Origin of the sequence: Paenibacillus sp. FSL P4-0184, from assembly GCF_038004625.1 — a bacterium.
GTDB lineage: Bacteria > Bacillota > Bacilli > Paenibacillales > Paenibacillaceae > Paenibacillus_AQ.
Genome location: NZ_JBBORN010000001.1, coordinates 584,546 through 605,365, shown reverse-complemented (window position 1 = coordinate 605,365; position 20,820 = coordinate 584,546). Strand labels below are relative to the sequence as shown.

Genomic DNA, 20,820 nt, shown 5'->3' with positions numbered 1-20,820 from the left:
GTGCCCCACTTTCATTAAGAGAATCAACGAATTACAAGTTCTACGACCAGCCTAATAATCGCCCACCTTGGAAAATAACAAAAGATACGATATACGCCAGAGCAAGAGAATAGCCAATGGAGAAGAAAGTCCATTTCCAAGAGGCTGTTTCTTTTTTGATAACCCCTACAGTGGCCAGACAAGGAATATATAACAGGATAAAGGCCATAAAGCTGATTGCACTTAGAGGTGTAAAGACTTGTGAAATTTGATTCTCTAATCCAGCGGTATCTGGTGCGTGATAGATGATATTCATCGTAGCAACAACAACCTCTTTCGCTAAAAATCCTGGGACCAAGGTAGAGCCAGCCTGCCACGTTCCGAAACCAAGCGGTTCCAGCAGCGGTGCAATCATGCCTCCGAATTTAGCTAGATAGCTATGATCCATTTCTACATCAAATCCGCCAGGACCAGCATAAGACATGAACCAAATAATGGCTGATCCAGCTAGAATAATCGTTCCCGCTTTACGAAGGAACCCTTTGCCCTTCTCCCAAGTGCTGCGCGATAAGGTCTTGATCTGCGGCATACGGTAAGGAGGAAGTTCGATGATGAAGACGGAGGATTCATTCTTGAATAAGTATTTAGAGAATACCTTACAAAGAATTAGGGCAAAAACAATACCCATAACATACATAGAGAGAACGGCAAACGCTTGTTGTTCAGGGAAGAATACAACTGCGAATAATGCATAAACAGGTAATCTTGCAGAACAAGACATCAGCGGCATTAACAGGGTTGTCAGCATGCGGTCTTTGGGCTGTTCGATGCTTCGCGCCGCCATAATGGCCGGTACATTGCAACCAAAACCAATGATAAATGGAATGAATGCTTTACCGTTCAGTCCCATACGTTCCATGGTGCTGTCCATCAACAAGCAGACCCTTGCCATGTATCCGGAATCCTCTAAGAAGGAAATGATCAGAAAGAGAATGAAGATTTGCGGAACAAAGACCAGTACGCCGCCTACACCGCCGATGATGCCATCCACAATCAATGCATGCGTGAAGCCTGAAGCTCCAATGGTCTGAAGCAGTGAGTTCGTTCCATCACTAATAGGGCCGGATATCAGTCCGTCTACGATATCCGATAGGGGGCCGCCAACCCAGTCAAATGTAGTCTTAAAGAGAGCATACATAAAGAAAATGAATAAGGGCAGTCCCCAAAATCGATGAGTCAATACCGAATCTAATCTTTCGGTTATGTTATGGGGCTTCTGAGCTGTCGTATCAAGGACTTCGACACAAATATTGCGAATATACTCCATACGGTTCGAGCGAATCCATTGCGGGAGTGTCAAGGCGAGTTTTTTGATTTGTAGCTCACTCTGACAAGACTCACAGATATTTAGCAGTCCCGTAATATCTATACGCGACTTCAGAAACTGAAGTATAACCGGATTCTGCTCCAATAGCTGTAGAGCGACCCAACGGTGATTGGGCAGATCTTTTATAGAACGTAATTCCTTTTCTATAGAAGATATCGCTCGCTCTACGACCTCACCATAATTCAGCTTGAACTTTACAGCAGGAATAGCTGACGATTCCTCGAGGATGCTGAGCATCTGTAGGCTGCCTTTACCGGTTCTTGCTATAAGTGGGAGGACAGTGACACCCAATCTTGATTGTAAAATGGTTTGATTAATATGAATACCACGCGCATTAGCGACATCAATCATATTAAGACCGAGTACAGTAGGCTTGCCATACTCAAGTAGTTGAAGCGTGAGCAGCAGATTACGTTCCAGCTGGGATGCATCCACGATATTGATTAATGCTTCAGGGGATTCTTCTATCAGATATTGGGCTGCGACCCCTTCATCACGGGAGAGTGGGTGCAGAGAATAGATGCCGGGCAAATCAATGAGCTTGCCTGCCCCGTTCTTCAGATTTCCGATCTTTTTCTCAACCGTGACGCCTGACCAGTTACCTACATATTCGTATGAAGTCGTTAATGTATTGAAGAGGGAGGTCTTACCTGTATTGGGATTGCCCACAAGAGCTATAGAACTCAAGATACGTTCACCTCAATCAGAGAAGCTTCTTTGCGGCGTATGGCGAACAGCTGACCGTTACATTCTAGCGTAATCGGTCCCCAAAAAGGTCCCTTTCCTTTAAGACGGATGTTCACACCCTCTGACACTCCGAGATCAGCAAGACGACGGCGTAGAACGGGGTTCATTCCTTCTATTTTATGAATATTTCCAGCAGCGCCAGGTTGTAATTGCAGTAAGGAACAGCAGGTAGAAGTAGCTATTGTAATCCCTCCAAAAGAGACTGATAATCAATCTCAACTGTTTAGTTGTAATGTAGCATTTTTAAGTGTTTGTATACTGTGATATTTGTCGCAGACATAATGTGATAATAACATCTATGAGTTAAAGGTGAAATAACCTTTACAATTTATTCTTCATTAAAGTATGATTGAACGATATAAATTGCATAGTAAAGCTATGCTAGCGGTTATAATGATTGCAATAGCACATACGATGATTGCAGGAATTGAAGGGAGATAATTATGAAGACTAATCAATGTAAGATTGTTGACTGCACCATTCGCGATGGGGGGCTCGTTAACAACTGGGATTTCAGCGTGGAATTTGTGCAAAATTTGTATGCCGGCTTGAATGAGGCTGGTGTTGACTATATGGAAATCGGTTATAAAAACTCCCCTAAACTGCTCAAAGGAGCAGAAGGTGCTGGACCATGGCGTTTTCTGAACGATGACTTCTTACGTAAAGTTATCCCGCAAAAGGGACATACGAAGCTTTCCGCTTTGGTTGATATCGGTCGTGTGGATGAGAATGATATTTTACCTCGCAGCGAAAGTATGCTGGATTTGATTCGGGTAGCTTGCTATAGCAAAGATGTGGAGAAAGCCTTACAGCTGGTACAAACCTTCCATGATCTAGGCTATGAGACAACGATCAATATTATGGCTTTGTCGAATGTAATGGAGAATGAATTATTAGAAGCTTTCGAAATGATTCGTGAGAGTGTAGTTGATGTGGTATACATTGTGGATTCATACGGTAGTCTAGATCACAACGACATCAATTACTTAGTTGAGAAGTTCAAAACTCATTTGCCAAACAAACGCCTGGGCGTACATACCCACAATAATCTTCAACTCGCGTTCTCCAATACGTTGATTGCTGCTGAGAAAGGTGTAGAGCTGCTGGACGCTTCCTGTTATGGAATGGGACGTGCTGCGGGGAATTGTCCTACAGAGCTGCTAGTGACCCATTTGAAGAATACACGCTACACATTGCGCCCTGTAATTGATATCATTGAACGCCTGATGATTCCTTTACGTGAAAAAGAAGAGTGGGGCTATATCATTCCTTACATGATCACTGGAACGCTTGATGAGCATCCACGTTCAGCAATGGCGCTTCGCGCATCGGCGGATAAGGATAAAGCGGTTGATTTCTATGATAAGCTTACAACACCAGAGGTTAACTTCGGAGATAAATAAATCTGTTGTTCAGAAGCACTGAACCCGTTCGTAGGGGGAAGTGCTTTTTTTTGAATAAAAATAAAATTTCTATAAGTTTCTCTGATAAATGATTCTAATATTTTTCGCTAAAATACTTACCGTTCTAATAAGAAGCCTGAAGGTATTTTTGCTTGCCTGCTAGAAGAAAATGGTTTATATTTATGCAAGATTTATGAATAATCGCTATAAAAATACGACCTCATAAAAGAAATGTAACTTTAAAGACCGATCTAACCGATATTTATACATAGGACAAGACTATACATAGTTGCTTAATAATCGACATCATTTTCAGACGCGAGGGATCTATGAGACAAGAAGAGAAAAAGACAATTCAAGCGGCTATTGTAGGAGCCTTACTGTTCCTATTCATTCAAATTTTCCATACATCGTTAAACCGATTGGACAATTGGGATATTATTTCTGCACTCTATCTCATTGTCGGCTGTTGTACTGTTGCTTTTGGATTTGCGATATTTGCACAGGGCTGGTTGTTCTTCTCTAGCAGATTATCTAAAGGAAGATTATATGTCGCAGCTCTTTTTGGTGGAATATGTATTATTGATTTCTTGCATACACTCGGCTTTGTAGCATTTCCATTGATTTCATCGTTTATAACCCCTGAGGAATCAAAGTGGCTGCTTACCTTTTCACGACTATCCAGCGGGCTAGGTATATTGTTTATTTTTAGTAGAGAAGACAAACCTGTGACCGTTACCGAAAAAAGAAATGTATTCAGAATCGCCTTCATGTTGATCGTACTCTTCATCGCATTATTTGTATTTATCCACTCGGCAGTGCCTGAGTTATTTACTAAGCCTTGGATGAGTACACTTAAACAATTCGTTGATCTGGCAGTACTTTTTGTTTATTTAGCAGGTGTTGCTGTCATCGTATTTCCTGGGAATAATGAAAAGTCAGCCTCGCTGCTTGTTATTATTCGGGCACTTATCTTTTTCTCGCTAGGCCAGGCTTTTTTTATGACTCCCATAAGTGGCGGAAATATTGATGATCTCTTTGGGATGTTATGTAGCGGAATTGCTTATTACCAGTTGCTTACCGGCGTGTATCGCCTGACAATTGAAGAGCCATTTTACGAGAAACAGCTGGCCGAAGAACGGATCAATTATTTGGCGTATCATGATGATTTAACAGGACTTCCTAATAGACGTCGGCTGACACAGCGTGTAGAAGAAATGATTGATGCTGGAGAGACGGACACAAATGATCAATTCTCAGCTTTGGCCATTATGAATATTAATCATTTTAAGAATATAAATGACTCTCTGGGTCATTATGCCGGAGACCTTTTATTGAAATTGGTGTCTGAGCGTCTCAGTAATGAGGCTAGATCCAGTGAAGAGCTGTATAGTATGGGAGCGGATGAGTTTGCTTTTCTAATGACAGAAAGAGCAAGTCTTGGAGAATGCTTGGCACGAGCTACAGAGTTGCTCAGATTATTTGAAGTCCCCGTTAACATAGAATCTGGCGAGTACCATATCTCACTCAGCTTGGGGATGAGTATTTATCCCGGTGACGGGGAAACTGCTGAACATCTCATTCAAAATGCGGATACTGCTGTTCATAATGCGAAGGAACAGGGCGTGGAGATTCGTCGTTATATCCCAGCCATGCAGATGAAGGCAAAGGAACGCCTGAAGCTGGAAAATGACCTTCGAAGAGCGCTTGAGCGTGATGAGTTCTATCTCTTATATCAGCCAAAGGTGCAGCTGGAGACAGAAGAGATTGTAGGTATGGAAGCTTTATTGCGCTGGAATCATCCTAAGCGTGGTATTGTCTCACCTAATGAGTTTATTCCATTAGCTGAGGATAGCGGGCTAATTGTTCCAATTGGGGAATGGGTACTGAAGACGGCGTGCCTGCAAAATAAACAGTGGCAGCTAGCAGGCTACCAGCCGATATGCGTCTCTATCAACTTATCTATGCGTCAATTCCTTCAGCCAAACCTGGCTGGTAAAATTAATTCCATTCTGACCGATATTGGTTTGGATCCATGTTATGTTGATCTTGAAATTACAGAGAGTATGACCTTGGATAAAGAAACGGCTTTTGATCAGCTGAAGCGCTTGAAAGAGCTAGGTGTGTTCATTAGCATCGATGATTTTGGTACAGGTTATAGCTCATTACACTATTTGAAGAATATGCCGATCGACAGGCTAAAGATTGACAGATCGTTTGTCTCCGAGGTTATGGAGGATAGTAATAATGCGGCTATAGTCTCCACGATTACTTCTATGGCGCATCATTTGAAGCTCAAGGTTACCGCAGAAGGGGTGGAGAACAAGGAGCAGCTGCAGTTTTTGCGTGAGCAGCATTGCCATGAAGCTCAAGGGTTTTTGTTCAGTAAACCTATTCAAGCAGCTGAATTTGAGACCTCATTTTTGAAAAAGGCTCCTCTCGGCGCTTCCTTGTAAAATATAAGAAAGTATAAGTTTCACACCATACTCTATGTCTTATATTTCGCATAAACGCCTTCGGCGTCCTTATAAGGACGCCGAAGGCGTTTATGCTTGAACAAAAAAATGTTGATTTTTATTTATGGGGGTGATACAATATCTCTTGTACTCACTTTCCAATGCGGGTGTAGTTCAATGGTAGAACTTCAGCCTTCCAAGCTGATAGCGTGGGTTCGATTCCCATCACCCGCTCCATAATTTAAACTTTCAAATCCTTGCGATGCAAGGATTTTTTTATGTTTTGGTTGATGGTTTTGTTATGAACTATTCTTAGATATCAAAAAGCCAGGCTCCTCAATGAAGAGGAGTCTGGCTTTGTTATACTACCTGATTCTCTTAAACAGTCTTCAAGAACTCAACAATGGTGAGCAGTCCCTTATCAAAGTTCTCCAGGTTGAAATGCTCATCCGGTGCATGCAGGTTCTCATCATCAAGGCCAAAGCCCATCAGGACCACTGGTGCTTCAAGTACACGGGAGAAGCTTTCCATGATCGGAATGGAGCCACCGTCTTTGGTGAAGAGGGCACGGGTTCCGTATACTTTGCCGTAAGCGTCTGCTGCAGTTTGTAGAATAGGGTTCGATGGATCGATGTTAAAGGCACGTGCCTTCTCCATTTGCGTCACATGCACTTTCGCTCCGGTTTGAATATTAGCCTTCAGATGCGCTTCAACGGCATCAAGAATATGCTGTGGATCCTGATCGCCAACGAGACGGCAAGTAATCTTGGCATGTGCTTCTTTTGGAATAACTGTCTTGCTTCCTTCGCCTTGGAAGCCGCCATAGACACCGTTAAGTTCAAGTGTAGGGCGAGCACCAATACGTTCTACAAAAGAATAACCTTCTTCGCCGTATAACGCATCGAGTCCAAGTCCTTCGCGAATCTTATCTTCATTCACGCCTTGCTTCACGAATTCCTCACGAAGCATTGGAGAAAGTTCAGGTACACCATCATAGAAGCCTTCTACAGAAACACGACCTTTGTCGTCATGAAGGGAGCTGAGCAGGGACACGAGAGCGTGCAGTGCATTCGGAACACCACCACCGTAAGAGCCGGAGTGCAGGTCTGTAAGAGCTGTAGTTACGCTCACTTCAAGTGATCCTAGGCCACGTAGTCCTGTGCAAATTGCAGGGCGACCACGTTCTAGCAGGGAAGTATCGGAGACTAGCACCGCATCCGCAGCCAGCTTCTCTTTGTTAGCTTCCAGGAATGGAGGGAGATTTGCGCTGCCGATTTCTTCCTCACCTTCGATACAGAGCTTGATGTTAACAGGAAGAGTACCTTCTTGTTTCAGGATTGCTTCAATCGCTTTGAGGTGAATGAATACTTGTCCTTTGTCATCCGTTGCTCCACGTGCATACAGCTTGCCGTCACGGATCTCTGGTTCAAACGGAGGTGTAGTCCACAGGTTTAGCGGATCTACTGGCTGCACATCGTAGTGGCCGTATACAAGAATGGTTGGCTTACCCGGAGCATGAAGATAGTCAGCATATATGACGGGATGTCCCGCTGTCGGATGAAGTTCAATGTTCTCAAGTCCGGCTTTCTTTAGTGTGTCTGTCAGCCAATGGGCTGCAGCTAGTACATCGTCCTTATGCTCAGACAAGGCAGAAATACTTGGAATCTTGAGCCATTGTTTTAGTTCTTCGAGATGTTCATCCCGGTGTGTTGAAAAATACGTTTCATATGACATAGTGTGTATGTACCTCCTTAAGTTTTGCTGCGCAAAACCGGCTATGAGCTTAATCGCCATGCGTGACCGTCTTGTTTAGCATTCTATAGGAATCATTATACTGGAGAACTCACTATGGATCAAAAGCGATTAGAAAGACGTCTTATCTGATCCTCGTGACCGGAGCTTTTTTTCGTAATTAATAGTTCCTTTCCGGTTGTTGATTACTAACAGTAACCATGATAAGCTGATTAAACTTAAGGACAAGAAGGCACTATTACATGCTTGAGTTCCTATGGAGGTAACCACTTTGGAACATTCAATGGACGAACCCATTCGGCTAATGCCGACGCTAGAGGATTGCTCCATCACCCGCCAAATTCTCGACAGGGTTGGGGACAAATGGAGTGTGCTCATCATTGTTAATTTGGGTGCAGAAGCATTGCGGTTTAAAGAACTGCAGCGGCGTTCTGGTGGGATATCACAACGGATGCTGACCCAAACACTGCGTCATTTAGAACGAGATGGTATAGTTTGGCGTAAAGCTACGCCTACGGTACCTTTGACTGTTGAATATGGTCTGACGAGTTTAGGAGAGTCCTTGCTGGATCCTTTAACTTCCCTAGTGGAGTGGGTCAATAGAAACAACGTTGAAATCGCCAAAGCGCGTATAGGGTATGATAGCCAGCACGAAACGCAAGAGTAACAAGCTAGGAATACAATTTACTGGGATAGAGGATGGATTATTTTGCAAAAGAAAAGTGGAAAGAACACATTTATATATACGTATACCTGTTCAGAGGATGAGTTATCTCTATGTAAGATGGAGCTTCGTTGTCTTTTTGGAGAGGAAGTGCCTTCTTCAATCTTTAAGAGTGAGGTAGAGGTGGATGTAAGTCGTAGTCCCTTCATTAAAGAACGAATTGATGTTATGTACGAGGGAGACAGCTTGCCTGAGATTTATGATCAAACGGAGCAGGTGGAGCTTGGTGGTAAGACATTTAAGGTTATTTTTGTGAAGACCAATGATCTGTCCCCTGCGGACAAAATAGAATATGATGAGCGAAGAGTGATCGAGCGGGAAATTGGGCTGCGTATTGAAGGGGAAGCGGATGTAAACCACCCTCAGTTGGTATACGGTATTGTTACGCTGGGCGGTCGCTGGTACTTTGGATCATATCATAAGAACAAGGCCACCTGGTTCCGTCAAATGAAAAAGCCGCGCAGCTACTCTATCGCGCTTAGCACACGTGTAGCCCGAGCTGCGGTCAATATAGCCGTTCCGAATCCAGAGGGTGTACGAGCCATCGATCCTTGCTGCGGCATCGGAACAGTAATGGTAGAAGCCCTCTCGATGGGAATCAATATGGTAGGACGTGACATTAACCCTCAAATCGCGATCGGTGCCAGAACGAATATTGCTCATTTTGGATTCACAAGTGAGGTTACGCTTGGAGATATTGCTGACATCACAGAACATTACGATGTAGCTATTGTAGATATGCCTTATAATCTATATTCTAGTATTACACCTGAGGAACAGTTTGCGATTCTAGTGAATGCGCGCCGGATTGCAGATCGGGTAGTTATCGTTGCGATTGAACCGATGGATGAGATGATCACGGAGGCTGGATTTACGATTATAGACCGCTGTGAAGCTAAAAAAGGTTTGTTCTCCCGTCATTTAATGCTTTGCCAGTAATCCTAATCAAGTTATTTAAAGGGGTGCAGCAATGGAGCAGAAATGGTTAGCCTGGGCTAAAGAAATACAGGCCATCGCACAGACTGGACTAACTTACGCTAAAGATGTCTATGATATAGAACGGTATCAAGCTTTGCGGGAGCTAAGTGTAGATATCCTCGCTAATTATACGTTCGAAAGCAAGGAGAGAATAAGACTCTCCTTTGCTAGTGAGGGTGGCTATTCTACGCCGAAAGTGGATATCCGCGGTGTTGTTTTTCAGGATGACAGAATCCTGCTTGTCCGCGAGAAATTGGATGGAAAGTGGGCGCTTCCCGGGGGCTGGGGAGACATCGGTCTGTCGCCGAGTGAAGTCGTTGTTAAGGAAATTCAAGAAGAATCAGGATTTGAGACAGAAGCAATTCGCTTGCTGGCTGTTTTAGATAAGAAATTTCATAACCATCCTCCGGAGCCGTATCACGTGTATAAGTTTTTTATTTTGTGCAGAATTGTAGGCGGCGAGGCGCTGCAAGGGGTGGAGACGAGTGAAGTATCCTTTTTTGCTGAAGATGAACTGCCTGAGCTCTCAGTAGAGAGGAATACAAGTGAACAGATTGGAACGATGTTTGAATATTTACGAAATCCAGAAAAAGTAGTAATATTGGACTAAGAATTTGCATATTATGTATGACTTCTGTAAAGTGATGTTTTTAATGATGTAAATGATGGGTAATAACTATTATGTAAGCACTTACAATGTTGGCATTCTAAGCTTTTAGGTCGAGCGGTCTACATTTTTTCCTCTACTGTGACGATAAGAATTTTAGGAGGGGATCGCATGGAACAAGAAGAGTTGAGCATTCCATTGAAACAGGAAAATGTGGTGCGTCCTGCAGAGGGCAATATTGCCACTGGGCTGGTTTGGGGTATCTTAATCAGCATTCCGTTATGGATCTCTGTGATTGGCTGGATTCTAGGGTTTTGGCGCTGAGCCTTATTTTAATAATTATCTAACTCTATTAGTTGTATAGTATACATCAAAGGCGGTCTCTTCGTAACTGAAGAGGCCGCCTTTTTAGTTTCCTGAGTTTCTCAAGATTTCGAATATACCAGTCTAAAGTTCTCGCAAACTACCTTCATCTTTGGATCAAAAGGCTTCTTCAAGAACGCTAAGGATTCTCTGGAGAAGAACTTCTCATGCTCATGGCGCCACGACTCTAACGTTCTGTCATCCTCGCCTTCGCTATAGGCAAAGTCAGCGCCTACCTCATCAAAAGGTGTAATTTGCACATCTGTCGTAACGATCACTGCTTGCGGATTACCACGACCGTCCAGCAGGATACTATGTCGGCCGATTTCTGGTAAGGTCTCGTCACAAACTGCATAAATTTCATAGTTCGAAGCGGTTCCTGTCTTAATCCTGCGGATCACCAGATCTAGCAGTTCATCGGCCATTTGAGGACTGTCGCCAAAGGCCCAAGCCTCGTAGTTATCCGCTGCTTGTGGATGAAGCTGGGTGTATTCTTCCCGAAAAAGCTTAATCTTCGTTTCGTTGCTCATATCCTTATCTCCTCATTTAATAATTGTTAGTGTCCCGCAGTTTCCATCCAGCCCGCATAGAGCTCATCTAGTTGCTCTTGCACTGCATCGCGTTCTTTCTGTAGCTCGGCGAGCTCTGCCGCATTGCTACTGATCAGTGGGTCTAGCATTTTGGCATCGATTTCCCCAAGCTGATCCTCAACTTCGGCAATAGCCTTTTCCCAATCAAAGTGGATACTCTTCTTGCGGGAACTGGACGAGTTAGCCGTGGTGACATTAACATTCACGGAACGGTTAGATTGAGGCTTACCGGAGCGTGCAGTGGTTCCATCTGAAGAGAAAGGCTTAGGCTGATCAGGAATAGAGACTGGTGCTGCTAACGCCTGTTCAGCTTGCTTCTCCTTGTAATACTCATAGTTGCCGTTGAAAACTCCAAATCGTCCACTTTCAATGGACCAGAGCTTATGGAACAGACGATTAATGAAATAGCGATCATGTGAAACGGCCAGCACTGTACCTGGGAATTCTTCTAATGCTTCCTCTAGCGCTTCCCGGGAGTCAATGTCTAGATGGTTCGTTGGTTCATCCAGAATTAGCAGGTTTGGTTTACGATGCATCAACACAGCGAAACGCAGGCGGGTCCATTCCCCTCCAGATAGATTCGTGATGTCTTTGAATACATCGGCACCATAGAATAGGAAACGTGCGAGCTGCCCGCGCGCTTCACCTTCTTCTAGTCCAGCCTCTTCACGGAAGTAGCGGAGTACGGATTGTTTGTTATTGTCAGGGACAGCCTCTTGCGCGAGATAGCCAACAACGGTTCTTGAACCAAGCGTGCAGCTTCCGGTGTCTGGCGTCTCCTGACCTAATATAATTCTTAAAAGCGTACTTTTCCCTGCCCCGTTACCACCGATAAGTGCCGTAGTCTCTCCGTAGCGAAGAACTTCGTTTGCGTCTGTAAACAGGCTTCGCTCTCCATATGCCTTACCGATATCCTCTAGTATGACGACTTGATTCCCTGAGCGATCATTTTGCTGTAGCTGCAAATCCATCGATTTGCGCTCTAGAATAGGACGTTTAACCTTTACCATACGATCCAGTGCTTTTTGCATGGAAGCTGCTCGCCGGTAAAAGGCAGGGTTTGGGGGAGTTCCCCGATTCCCAAATTCGATGAGGCGTTTGATGCTCTCCTGCATTTGCTTTATTTTTTTCTGTTGTTCTTGATAATCAGCAAATTGTTGAAGTAGACGTGTTTCCTTCTCTATTTGATAGCCGCTGTAGTTGGTATGGAAGGTAAAAGCCTCGCCATCCTCAATCTCAATCACTTTTTTGACTACAGCGTCGAGGAAGTAACGATCATGGGAAATGGCTAGCACTGTACCGTCATAGCTCTGTAAGTACTGCTCTAACCACTCAATGGCGTTCATGTCTAGATGATTGGTTGGCTCATCGAGTAGAAGTACATCAGGTCTACGCAGCAGCAGTTCTGCGAGTCCGACTTTAGTTTTCTCGCCGCCAGAAAGAGAGGAGAAGAGTCGGTTATATTGCCCAGTTCCGATTCCTAGACCAATGGCAACTCGCTGAATGGTGGATTCAATTTCGTAGCCTCCTGCGGTCTCAAATTTATCCTGAAGGCTACCATATTCTTTCAGTAGCCGATTCCATAGCGTTTCATCCGTTCCGGTATTGAAGGTGGACATTTCAAGCTCCAGCTCTCGCAGGCGTTGTTGCCATTTCAAAGGTTCAGCAAAGCTACGCTGTAGAACTTCATATACGGTTTCTTTTTCGTTAACCTCTTGAATTTGAGCCAGCATTCCGACTACACTACCTTTGCGAATTGAGATTTGCCCTTGATCGGGGCGCTCTTCGCCATTCAGTAAGTGGAAAAGTGTAGTTTTACCGCAGCCATTGCGGCCGATTAGACCGATTTTTTCTCCTTGGCGGATATCGAAGGTGATGCTATTTAGTACGAGCTGTGCACCGTGGTATTTTTGAACATTTTGGCATTGAATAATCATATATATTCTCCTTTAAGAATGCCCTTTGCACCGCCAGAACCCTAAATCGAAACTGGAATTCTGTAAAAAACCATAAAAAAGACCGTAGGGAAATTTCCCCACGGCCTTATCATTCTCCGGTTAACTGATCCGTCCGGGTGATGGCAGGAAAGGCATTTCACAATTGTGTAGTGTTATTAAATTCATGGAAATGGACAGACTTCTCCCGTTATCGCCATTTACATGAGCAATGCCAGCTATCGCTTTAGGTAGCCGACTCATAACACTGTTGGTCCAATTGTGATCCATTCCTTCCACACCCCTTTCTTAACAAATTTAATGACAGTGTAAACAATAATCGGAAATTTAGCAAGTAAAAAGATGGCAGAGCGAAGTTTTACACTGCATAGAATATGAATCGTTGAATAATATGGTTCTATGTGTGGGGAGATGTGCCACTAAAAAATAACAGATGAAAGGGGAAGTTATATGGCGATTTTTGACGGATTGATGGGTAATGCATCACAAGTAAATCTAGCGGAGGTACAACGGGAATATGCACAAATCCTTGCCCCTCAAGAGAAAATTGAACGAGCCTACAAGCTGATTAGAGATATGTTTATTTTTACAGACAAACGACTGATTCTAGTGGATAAACAGGGATTGACGGGGAAAAAGACGGACTATCATTCCATCCCATACAAAAGCATCTCGCATTATTCCGTGGAGACGGCAGGGCACTTTGATCTGGATGCGGAGCTATGTATCTATATTTCCAGCAGCACTGTGCCACTCAAGAAGACCTTTAATAAATCCGTGAATATTTATGAGGTACAGGCGGTATTGTCACAATATATTTTAAAATAGATTAGTTAGACCGTGTAGCGGAGTACCAGACCACCATAGGCAAAAGCGGCTAAGATGACAAAGGCAGGATGCAGCTTTTGCCGCTTGATGGCCCAGAATGCGATTGCGGCAATGAACAGTGTTTGCCAGATTCCGATAGAGTTCGTAGGACCTTTGACTATTGTCCAAGTGAGCACGGCCATCATAACTGCAATAACCGGTTGAACAAGCAATGTCATCCCTTTCACTACGGGGGATTGCTTGTGTTTTTGCATGACCTCTAACAGGATAATAAGCGCTACTGCGGAGGGCAAGACGGTTGCTAACAAAGCTACGATGAGTCCTAACCAGCCGTAGACATCATAGCCGACGTAAGCTGCGATTTTGGTAGCAATCGGGCCAGGCAGTGCATTGCCAAGTGCAAGCATGTTAGAGAATTGTTCATCGGTCAGCCAGCCGTAATGGGAAACGATTTCTTGATACATCAATGGAATAGAGGAAGGACCACCGCCGTATCCAAGCAAATTCGCCATGAAAAATCCGTATATGAGCTCTAACCAGTCCATCAATTTGATCCTCCTTGTTGTTGCTTCGCGATGATCCGGTAATGAACGGCTCCGTAACCTAGAAAAAGTACGATTACGATAGCTGGATGTATGTGAAGAATCTCCAACAAAAGCAGTGCCAGCAGGATAAAGGCTGCACTGAGATATTTCCCCAGTCCTTTATAGGCTTTTTGCGCAAACTCATATGCCATTATTCCTAACATGACAGCAATGACAGGAGATACCCCCGCGATCATTCCAGCTACTACTTTTGAGCTACTTAAATAATTTACAGCCGATAACAGTATGATCATAGCCAGGCAGCTAGGTAAAATATGTGCCAGAACTGACAGTATCGCCCCCCTAACTCCTCGAAGTTTATATCCAAGATAAGCCGCCATTTTAGTAGCAATAGGTCCCGGTAGCGCGTTGGCAATCGCCAATGTCTCCCCGAATTCATCATCGCTCAGCCAAGTGTAGCGAGTTACCGCATCATGCCGGATTAATGGAATTACGGAAGGTCCTCCGCCATAGCCGACAATCCCAGTTCTGAACATGGCGATAGCTAATTGTACATAATCTTTATGGATGGATATCACGTGAGACCTCCCCTTGTTTTTAGAGCCCATTCTATACAATTCATATGTCTGAATCTACGAGGTTGACTAGAAATTAGCTAATCTTTGTGCATGAATCACAAAAAGAGGATGGTGATTTTGAGGTTTGGCGTAATCGATTGACAAGGGATTTTTATGTAATGTTAAATGACATTAATTAAGCGAGAAGTTAATAGGGAGATGGGGAACATGGCGGAGAAACCTGTAATAGGCACAAAAACAATGGTCGTCAGCCCTCATTATTTAGCTTCGGCTGCGGGTGCGCGCATTTTGGAAAAAGGGGGAAATGCCTTTGATGCGGCGGTGGCGGTTAGTGCGACGCTCGCTGTAGTCTACCCGCATATGACGGGGCTTGGTGGGGATTCGTTCTGGTTGACCTATAGCACAGAAGAGGCGCGTGTCCGGGCGTATAACGGAAGTGGACGGTCGGGTTACGGAGTTCGCAGAAGTTGCTATGCCGGAGAGGGAGCTATTCCGAGGCGGGGGATTCGCAGTGCCATCACCGTGCCGGGGATGGTGGATAGCTGGGATGCCATGCTCAGCAAGTATGGCCGCTTAACGCTGGCAGAGGTGCTGGAGCCAGCCATCGGCTATGCTCAGAGTGGGTTTCCGCTGTCGCCGGACCAGCGAAATAATACGCTGTTTGCTGGAGCGGCGTTGTCGGCGGAGGCATCCGCGATTTATATGCCGGGCGGAGTGGTTGTGTCTGCTGGATCGAGATTTCAGCAGATGCAGCTGGCGACAACCCTGAGGACGTTGGCTGCGGGTGGACGGGACACTTTTTATAAGGGGAAGATTGCTGAAGATATTTGTGATTATATGCTGACAGCTGGGGGCTATCTAACACGGGATGATTTTGCGGATCATCAGGGGGATTGGGTTGAGCCGATTCATGCGGAATATCATGGGCATAGGGTGTATCAAGTGCCGCCAAATTCTCAAGGGTTTACGGGGCTGATGAGTCTTAATATATTGGAGCATTTTAATTTCGGAGAAATCGAGCATGGTTCTTATGAATATTACCACCTGCTTGTTGAAGCGCTGAAGCTGAGCTTTCGCGATCGGGATAGAGTGCTTACAGATCCGGATTTTAGTGCTATTCCTTTGGCGCAGTTGCTGGAAAAGAACTATGCGGGGCAACTAGCCTCTACAATCTCGATGCAAAAAGCGGCACAGCTGACAAGTCAGCCTATAGGCAGTGATACGGCTTATGCTGCGGTTGTGGATGAGGAGGGGAATGCGGTTTCCTTTATTCAAAGTCTGTATTTTGAGTTTGGCTCAGGTGTGGTGGCTGGGAATACAGGGATTCTGCTTCAGAATCGGGGTTCGTTTTTCTCGCTTGATGCGAACCATATCAATACGCTTGAACCGCATAAACGCAGCTTCCACACACTGATGCCAGCCATGGCCTGCCGCGAGGGCAAACCTGCGATTCTATATGGTACGCAAGGTGGTGAAGGTCAGCCGCAGACTCAAACGTTGCTACTTACACGGATGCTGCATTATGGGATGAATCCACAAACGGCTGTAAGTGAACCACGTTTTGTATGGGGGAGAACGTGGGGGGAACCTACTCAGGAGCTGAAGGTAGAGGGGCGGGTAGCGGATGAGGTGCTGGCAGATCTGGCGGGAGCCGGTCATATTGTCCGGAAAGTGGAAGCATATGACGGGAGCGTGGGTCATGCTCACGCGATATCAATAGATGACAATGGATATCGTATTGGGGGGACAGACCCGCGCTGCGATGGCGCGGCGATAGGTTGGTAGGGTGAGATGCTCTCTCCAAATCCCCCCAAATTGCTCCTTCCGTTATTTGATAGGAAAGATATCGTGAGACGATTCTCGGAAAGGCAAATGGGAAAATCCTAGTTTAACGGAGCGAAAGGTTCTTAAATAGAAATGACGGATGACGGGTTGATTATGATCAGAGAAGGAATGGTGAGGGGAGGAGGAAGGTGAAATGGTTCTGGATAATCGGTATGGCGCGTTCATAGATTCTGAGCTAACAGTCGGACGTTTAGGGAATGGGATTTTGGACGGAATGACCTTTGCTGTAAAAGATGTGTATGCGATCGCAGGGCACAGCTCTTCTGCAGGTAATCCGGATTGGCTGCGGAGCCACAATCCCTCTACAGAACATGCGGCAGTAGTACGCCAGCTGCTCCAATCGGGAGCGACGCTTCGAGGAGCGACTCATACGGATGAGCTGATGTACAGTCTGGGTGGTGAGAACCATCATTATGGAACGCCCATAAATCCCCGTGCCGCAGGTTGTATCCCGGGTGGTTCTTCTAGTGGATCGGCAGTAGCGGTAGCTTCAGGTAGTGTTGATTTTGCGCTCGGAACAGATACAGGTGGTTCTATTCGAGTCCCTTCCGCCTATTGCGGGGTGTATGGCTTTCGCCCGACGCATGGTGCTGTGAATATGGAAGGTGTGATCCCGTTATCACCGCAATTTGATACAGTAGGCTGGATCGCTGATCGTATGGATGTGCTCCAGAAAGTGGGGGAGGTTTTACTTGGAATTGGGCGCATGGATGAAAAAGTAACGATGAGCATAGATGGAAATTTAGAATTGAATCTAGATAACGGTGGGGGGGGAAATGAAGAGGAAGAATTGGAGAATAATATACAAAAAAACATAGAGGATCAGATACCAAAGAGCAAAGGAAATCATGTGGAATATAATTCGAGAAAGGATAAAGAGGATGATTCACAAAAGAAAATGGGGGCTGTATTTGTCGCTACGGACTGTTGGGATTTGGTCGATCCAAAGGATGGGAGTGTTCTAGTGGACGGATTGAATCGCTTGCGGACTGGTGCTGATCATTTCCTCAAAACTGAAATAGCTCGAGAAGGTTTAAAAGTCTGGATGGATGTCTTTCGAGAGCTACAAGGCAATGAGATCTGGACAACCCATAGCGCCTGGATTGAGAAGGTGAAACCAGTTTTTGGGCCTGATATTGCAGCTCGGTTTTCTTGGGCTGCTAACTTAGCTGGCAAGGACAACAGTATCGCTCTGAATAAACGAGCGGAGATTTCTACCCAGTTGAGCCAGCTGCTGGGAGAAGATAATTGTCTTGTGATTCCGACAGTACCTGGTCCTGCACCGCTGCGTGGTGGGGATTTACGTCAATTGGAGGAGAATCGTAGTGGGGCGATGATGTTGAGCTGTATAGCTGGACTGGCAGGCCTGCCTCAAGTAACGTTACCTATGCTCTCTGCAAATGGACTGCCGCTGGGATTGTCGGTTATCGCCGGACATGGTCAGGATCTTCGGTTACTCTCATGGGTTAAGGAGGTTTGGCGGCGGTCTTGAGATGACGGGACTTGATGGGTTTTGAGATGATAGGTGAAATTGGTTTTAAAAAAATGATCTCAATGTGATGAAGTAGGTTCAATAATGGTGTGTTAGAGTAAAAAATAAATTCAGCGCTCAAAAGTTGGCTTAAGACCAGTGTTTCAGTAAACACCTCCACGTGAAGAAGAAGAACGGTATAAATCCCTTAGAATGCGCGAAATTGGCTCATATTGCGGGGAAGAAGGGCAAAAATGCCCCGGAATCCACTAATTCCGGCGATATCCGAAAAGAAGGGGATAAATGCCCCACACCACAAAGGTCAGCCACGACACGCTCGCGTTTCATCTGAACACGCAAACAAAGCACCTTCTGTGAAGAAGGTGCCATGCCCCGTGCCCCATCCGAGCTCTATTCTACGAATGCTTCGACTTCTATTTCTACTAACAATAGTGGATCAATAAGCGCTTTTACCTCTACCATGGTTGCTACAGGCTGAATATCTTTGAAAAATTCGCCGTGTGCTTTGCCGACTTCTTCCCAGCGTGAGATGTCTGTCACGAACATTCTTGTTCTAATTACATGCGACAAATCAGCATCTAGCTGGTTTAGCGCTTTTTCGATGGTATGTAGAATGAATTTCGTCTGCGCGTATGGATCTCCTACACCGACTATTTCCCCGTCTTGCATGGCTGTTGTTCCTGCGACTTCGATACGATTGCCGATTCGGATGGCACGAGAATATCCAACCACCGACTCCCAGGGTGAACCTGTAAACACTTGCTTTTTACTCAAAAGATCCCCTCCAAATCCATCCTAATATTGTCCGATCTAATTATACTACTCACACAAGTGATGTGAACTAAAGATTAATGATTCATCAGTTATGTTCATTTTATGTTATATTAACTAACATAATAACCATTAAATTTTAATTTTACTCTATCCAAGGAGGTTCATTTTAATTATAATGTTACATAAAATAACATTATAAATCAGAAATGGTTCTATTGATCCTAATAAGGAGGGGTGGCATGCATCTTACGGTTGAAGAAGCGTTGTCCATTTATCCTTTGTCCGAGGCGAAGCTTATCGCTGGGTCTAAAGGGAAACATCGAATTGTGAAGTCAATTAATGTGATGGATGCCCCCGATATCTCGGATTGGATCAAAGAAGGCGAGATGCTGCTAACGACAGCCTATTTGATAAAGGACAATATGGAGGAAGCCTCTGCCTTGCTGCAGACTTTAAATCGCCGGGGATCTTCGGCCTTAGGCATTAAGCTGGGGCGGTTTTGGGATGAAGTACCAGAGCAACTGGTCGCAGAAGCGGAGAGCCTTAACTTCCCCTTAATCCAGTTGCCGTTCCAGTTCACTTTTTCGGATCAGATGAATGGCCTGTTTCGAGCCGAGCTTAGCCGGAGCACTCATGTTTTGCAGAGCATAATGGAGAAGCAGAAAAAGCTGATGCAATTTGCCCTGCGATCTGTCCGCAGCCGTCCATTGTTTGACTCGGTGTCTGATGTGATTGGCCATTCACTTGTAGTGGTTAGCGCACGCGGGGATGTAATCTATAACAATTCTGAATACCAGACCTCACAGTTGCTGGAGGGATGGCCCTGGCAGAAGCGTAATCAACGTTTTCGTGTAGAGGATCGTGCAGGTTATCGCACACCACTAATACAAGGAGAAAAGTGCTCGGGATATTTATTGTATTGTTCCATCGACCCTTTATTGCTCCCGGTGGAAGAGAGCTTGTTCGTTCAGGGGGCTGAACTTATTTCATATCATATTCACTCAGGATACGAGGATTATTTTGAACAGGCAGAACATAGGGAGTTCAGTGGATTGTTGAGACGTTGTCTAAATGGTAACTTATCTTACGCTGATTTAGCACAGGCTACGCTCGAATTGGAAATTGAACTGCTTCAGTCGCCATTTCAACTAGTATTAACTGATATTGTTGCGACTGTTGAAGAGCGCCAAAGTGAGCTGCTTAGATTAAAAGAAGAATACACTGAACACCCCGTACTGCGGGATTTAAAGGCCATTCATGTGATTGTAGACCAAGGATTATTGTCCATCTATCCGGCAGCTCTTCAGAGTCCTGAGCAATTTCGGGATGTAATCCAGGCTTGTTTTGACAACCTGAAGTTTGATAAGGGGTATTATCCACGAGCTGCGATAAGTAGTTGTAAATTGAAGCCAGATGGACTGAAGGAGGCTTTTGCGGAGGTAAAGGAATGTATGGAGATGCTTCAGTTTGAGGGAGTGCATGGGAATGTTGTGCATTATCGGCAGCTTGAGCTTTCCTTGCTTCTTGGGCAAATCCGGACAGAGGTCATGGAGAAATATTGCAATGGAACGCTTAGAGGACTGCTTAGTCGTGAGCCGGAGTATGTGCGAGAAATGCTGCGGACGCTGGAGGTTTATCTAGAGAACGATGGGCATGTCAATGAGACAGCCAAAAAGTTGTTTATTCATCGGAACACGGCTACCTACCGGATCGAGAAGCTTAGTGAGCTCTTGGATGTCGATTTTAAAAAAATAAATGATCTAATGAGGCTGAAGTTAGTGTTCATGTTTCGGAGAATGCTTGGGCGGGACTAAGGT

Annotated in this window: 19 protein-coding genes and 1 tRNA gene; 11 read left to right on the top strand and 9 right to left on the bottom strand. The window is 45.0% G+C overall.

Going from position 1 to position 20,820, the window contains the following annotated elements:
- Positions 1-40: 40 nt before the first annotated feature.
- Positions 41-2,053: a ferrous iron transport protein B gene (feoB, locus tag MKY52_RS02480; protein ID WP_341049655.1), complete on the bottom strand. Its 2,013-nt coding sequence runs from the start codon at positions 2,051-2,053 to the stop codon at positions 41-43.
- The gene (locus MKY52_RS02475) at positions 2,050-2,268 is read right to left on the bottom strand and encodes a FeoA family protein (RefSeq protein ID WP_094869966.1); all 219 of its coding nucleotides are present in this window, start codon (positions 2,266-2,268) and stop codon (positions 2,050-2,052) included. The genes feoB and MKY52_RS02475 overlap by 4 nt, the downstream gene beginning before the upstream one ends.
- A 288-nt stretch (positions 2,269-2,556) precedes the next feature.
- On the opposite strand from MKY52_RS02475, the gene MKY52_RS02470 reads away from it, so the two are divergent.
- The 3 genes from MKY52_RS02470 (at position 2,557) to MKY52_RS02460 (ending at position 6,209) form a co-directional block, all read left to right on the top strand.
- Complete coding sequence (locus MKY52_RS02470) at positions 2,557-3,516, top strand: aldolase catalytic domain-containing protein (protein ID WP_170880320.1); 960 nt, start codon at positions 2,557-2,559, stop codon at positions 3,514-3,516.
- Between the two features lie 329 nt (positions 3,517-3,845).
- On the top strand, positions 3,846-5,972 hold the full coding sequence (locus MKY52_RS02465) for a putative bifunctional diguanylate cyclase/phosphodiesterase (RefSeq protein WP_341049652.1): 2,127 nt from the start codon (positions 3,846-3,848) through the stop codon (positions 5,970-5,972).
- Positions 5,973-6,135: 163 nt separating this feature from the next.
- A tRNA-Gly gene (locus MKY52_RS02460) sits at positions 6,136-6,209 on the top strand.
- 141 nt (positions 6,210-6,350) lie between these two features.
- Here MKY52_RS02460 and MKY52_RS02455 read toward each other — a convergent pair.
- On the bottom strand, positions 6,351-7,706 hold the full coding sequence (locus MKY52_RS02455) for a dipeptidase (protein WP_341049650.1): 1,356 nt from the start codon (positions 7,704-7,706) through the stop codon (positions 6,351-6,353).
- A gap of 289 nt (positions 7,707-7,995) precedes the next feature.
- Here MKY52_RS02455 and MKY52_RS02450 point away from each other — a divergent pair, with 289 nt between their 5' ends.
- The 4 genes from MKY52_RS02450 to MKY52_RS02435 all read left to right on the top strand — a co-directional run bounded on the left by MKY52_RS02450 (position 7,996) and on the right by MKY52_RS02435 (position 10,357).
- The gene (locus tag MKY52_RS02450) at positions 7,996-8,391 is read left to right on the top strand and encodes a winged helix-turn-helix transcriptional regulator (RefSeq protein WP_341049649.1); all 396 of its coding nucleotides are present in this window, start codon (positions 7,996-7,998) and stop codon (positions 8,389-8,391) included.
- Between the two features lie 42 nt (positions 8,392-8,433).
- Positions 8,434-9,387 (top strand): TRM11 family SAM-dependent methyltransferase, encoded by a 954-nt coding sequence (locus MKY52_RS02445; RefSeq protein WP_445670976.1) that lies wholly within the window; start codon positions 8,434-8,436, stop codon positions 9,385-9,387.
- Between the two features lie 31 nt (positions 9,388-9,418).
- On the top strand, positions 9,419-10,036 hold the full coding sequence (locus MKY52_RS02440; RefSeq protein ID WP_341049647.1) for an NUDIX hydrolase: 618 nt from the start codon (positions 9,419-9,421) through the stop codon (positions 10,034-10,036).
- Between the two features lie 168 nt (positions 10,037-10,204).
- A complete protein-coding gene (locus MKY52_RS02435; protein WP_156113065.1) occupies positions 10,205-10,357 on the top strand; it encodes a hypothetical protein in 153 nt (50 codons plus the stop codon).
- A 101-nt stretch (positions 10,358-10,458) separates the two neighbouring features.
- On the opposite strand, the gene MKY52_RS02430 is transcribed toward MKY52_RS02435, so the two are convergent.
- The 3 genes from MKY52_RS02430 to MKY52_RS02420 form a co-directional block, all read right to left on the bottom strand.
- Positions 10,459-10,926 carry an ASCH domain-containing protein gene (locus tag MKY52_RS02430; protein ID WP_341049645.1) on the bottom strand — a complete coding sequence of 156 codons (468 nt, stop codon included), beginning with the start codon at positions 10,924-10,926 and terminating at the stop codon, positions 10,459-10,461.
- A 26-nt stretch (positions 10,927-10,952) separates the two neighbouring features.
- Complete coding sequence (locus MKY52_RS02425) at positions 10,953-12,923, bottom strand: ABC-F family ATP-binding cassette domain-containing protein (protein ID WP_341049644.1); 1,971 nt, start codon at positions 12,921-12,923, stop codon at positions 10,953-10,955.
- 120 nt (positions 12,924-13,043) lie between these two features.
- Positions 13,044-13,211, bottom strand: coding sequence for a hypothetical protein (locus MKY52_RS02420; protein WP_156114741.1), 168 nt, complete (start codon positions 13,209-13,211; stop codon positions 13,044-13,046).
- Between the two features lie 180 nt (positions 13,212-13,391).
- On the opposite strand from MKY52_RS02420, the gene MKY52_RS02415 reads away from it, so the two are divergent.
- Positions 13,392-13,769, top strand: coding sequence for a PH domain-containing protein (locus tag MKY52_RS02415; RefSeq protein ID WP_076298221.1), 378 nt, complete (start codon positions 13,392-13,394; stop codon positions 13,767-13,769).
- A gap of 5 nt (positions 13,770-13,774) precedes the next feature.
- Here MKY52_RS02415 and MKY52_RS02410 read toward each other — a convergent pair whose 3' ends face one another.
- On the bottom strand, positions 13,775-14,314 hold the full coding sequence (locus tag MKY52_RS02410) for a chromate transporter (protein ID WP_341049642.1): 540 nt from the start codon (positions 14,312-14,314) through the stop codon (positions 13,775-13,777).
- Positions 14,314-14,892, bottom strand: coding sequence for a chromate transporter (locus MKY52_RS02405; protein WP_445670975.1), 579 nt, complete (start codon positions 14,890-14,892; stop codon positions 14,314-14,316). The genes MKY52_RS02410 and MKY52_RS02405 overlap by 1 nt, the downstream gene beginning before the upstream one ends.
- 207 nt (positions 14,893-15,099) lie before the next feature.
- Here MKY52_RS02405 and ggt point away from each other — a divergent pair, with 207 nt between their 5' ends.
- Together ggt and MKY52_RS02395 are read left to right on the top strand one after the other, a co-directional pair.
- Positions 15,100-16,677 carry a gamma-glutamyltransferase gene (gene ggt / locus MKY52_RS02400; protein WP_341049640.1) on the top strand — a complete coding sequence of 526 codons (1,578 nt, stop codon included), beginning with the start codon at positions 15,100-15,102 and terminating at the stop codon, positions 16,675-16,677.
- A 199-nt stretch (positions 16,678-16,876) separates the two neighbouring features.
- Positions 16,877-18,229, top strand: a complete 1,353-nt coding sequence (locus MKY52_RS02395; protein WP_341053323.1) for an amidase family protein — start codon at positions 16,877-16,879, stop codon at positions 18,227-18,229.
- A 390-nt stretch (positions 18,230-18,619) separates the two neighbouring features.
- Here the strand turns inward: MKY52_RS02395 and MKY52_RS02390 are convergent, their stop codons facing one another.
- On the bottom strand, positions 18,620-19,003 hold the full coding sequence (locus MKY52_RS02390) for a RidA family protein (RefSeq protein WP_042185766.1): 384 nt from the start codon (positions 19,001-19,003) through the stop codon (positions 18,620-18,622).
- Between the two features lie 239 nt (positions 19,004-19,242).
- Between MKY52_RS02390 and MKY52_RS02385 the strand changes: the two genes are divergently transcribed.
- Positions 19,243-20,817, top strand: coding sequence for a PucR family transcriptional regulator (locus MKY52_RS02385; RefSeq protein WP_341049638.1), 1,575 nt, complete (start codon positions 19,243-19,245; stop codon positions 20,815-20,817).
- The last annotated feature ends 3 nt before the right edge of the window (positions 20,818-20,820 follow it).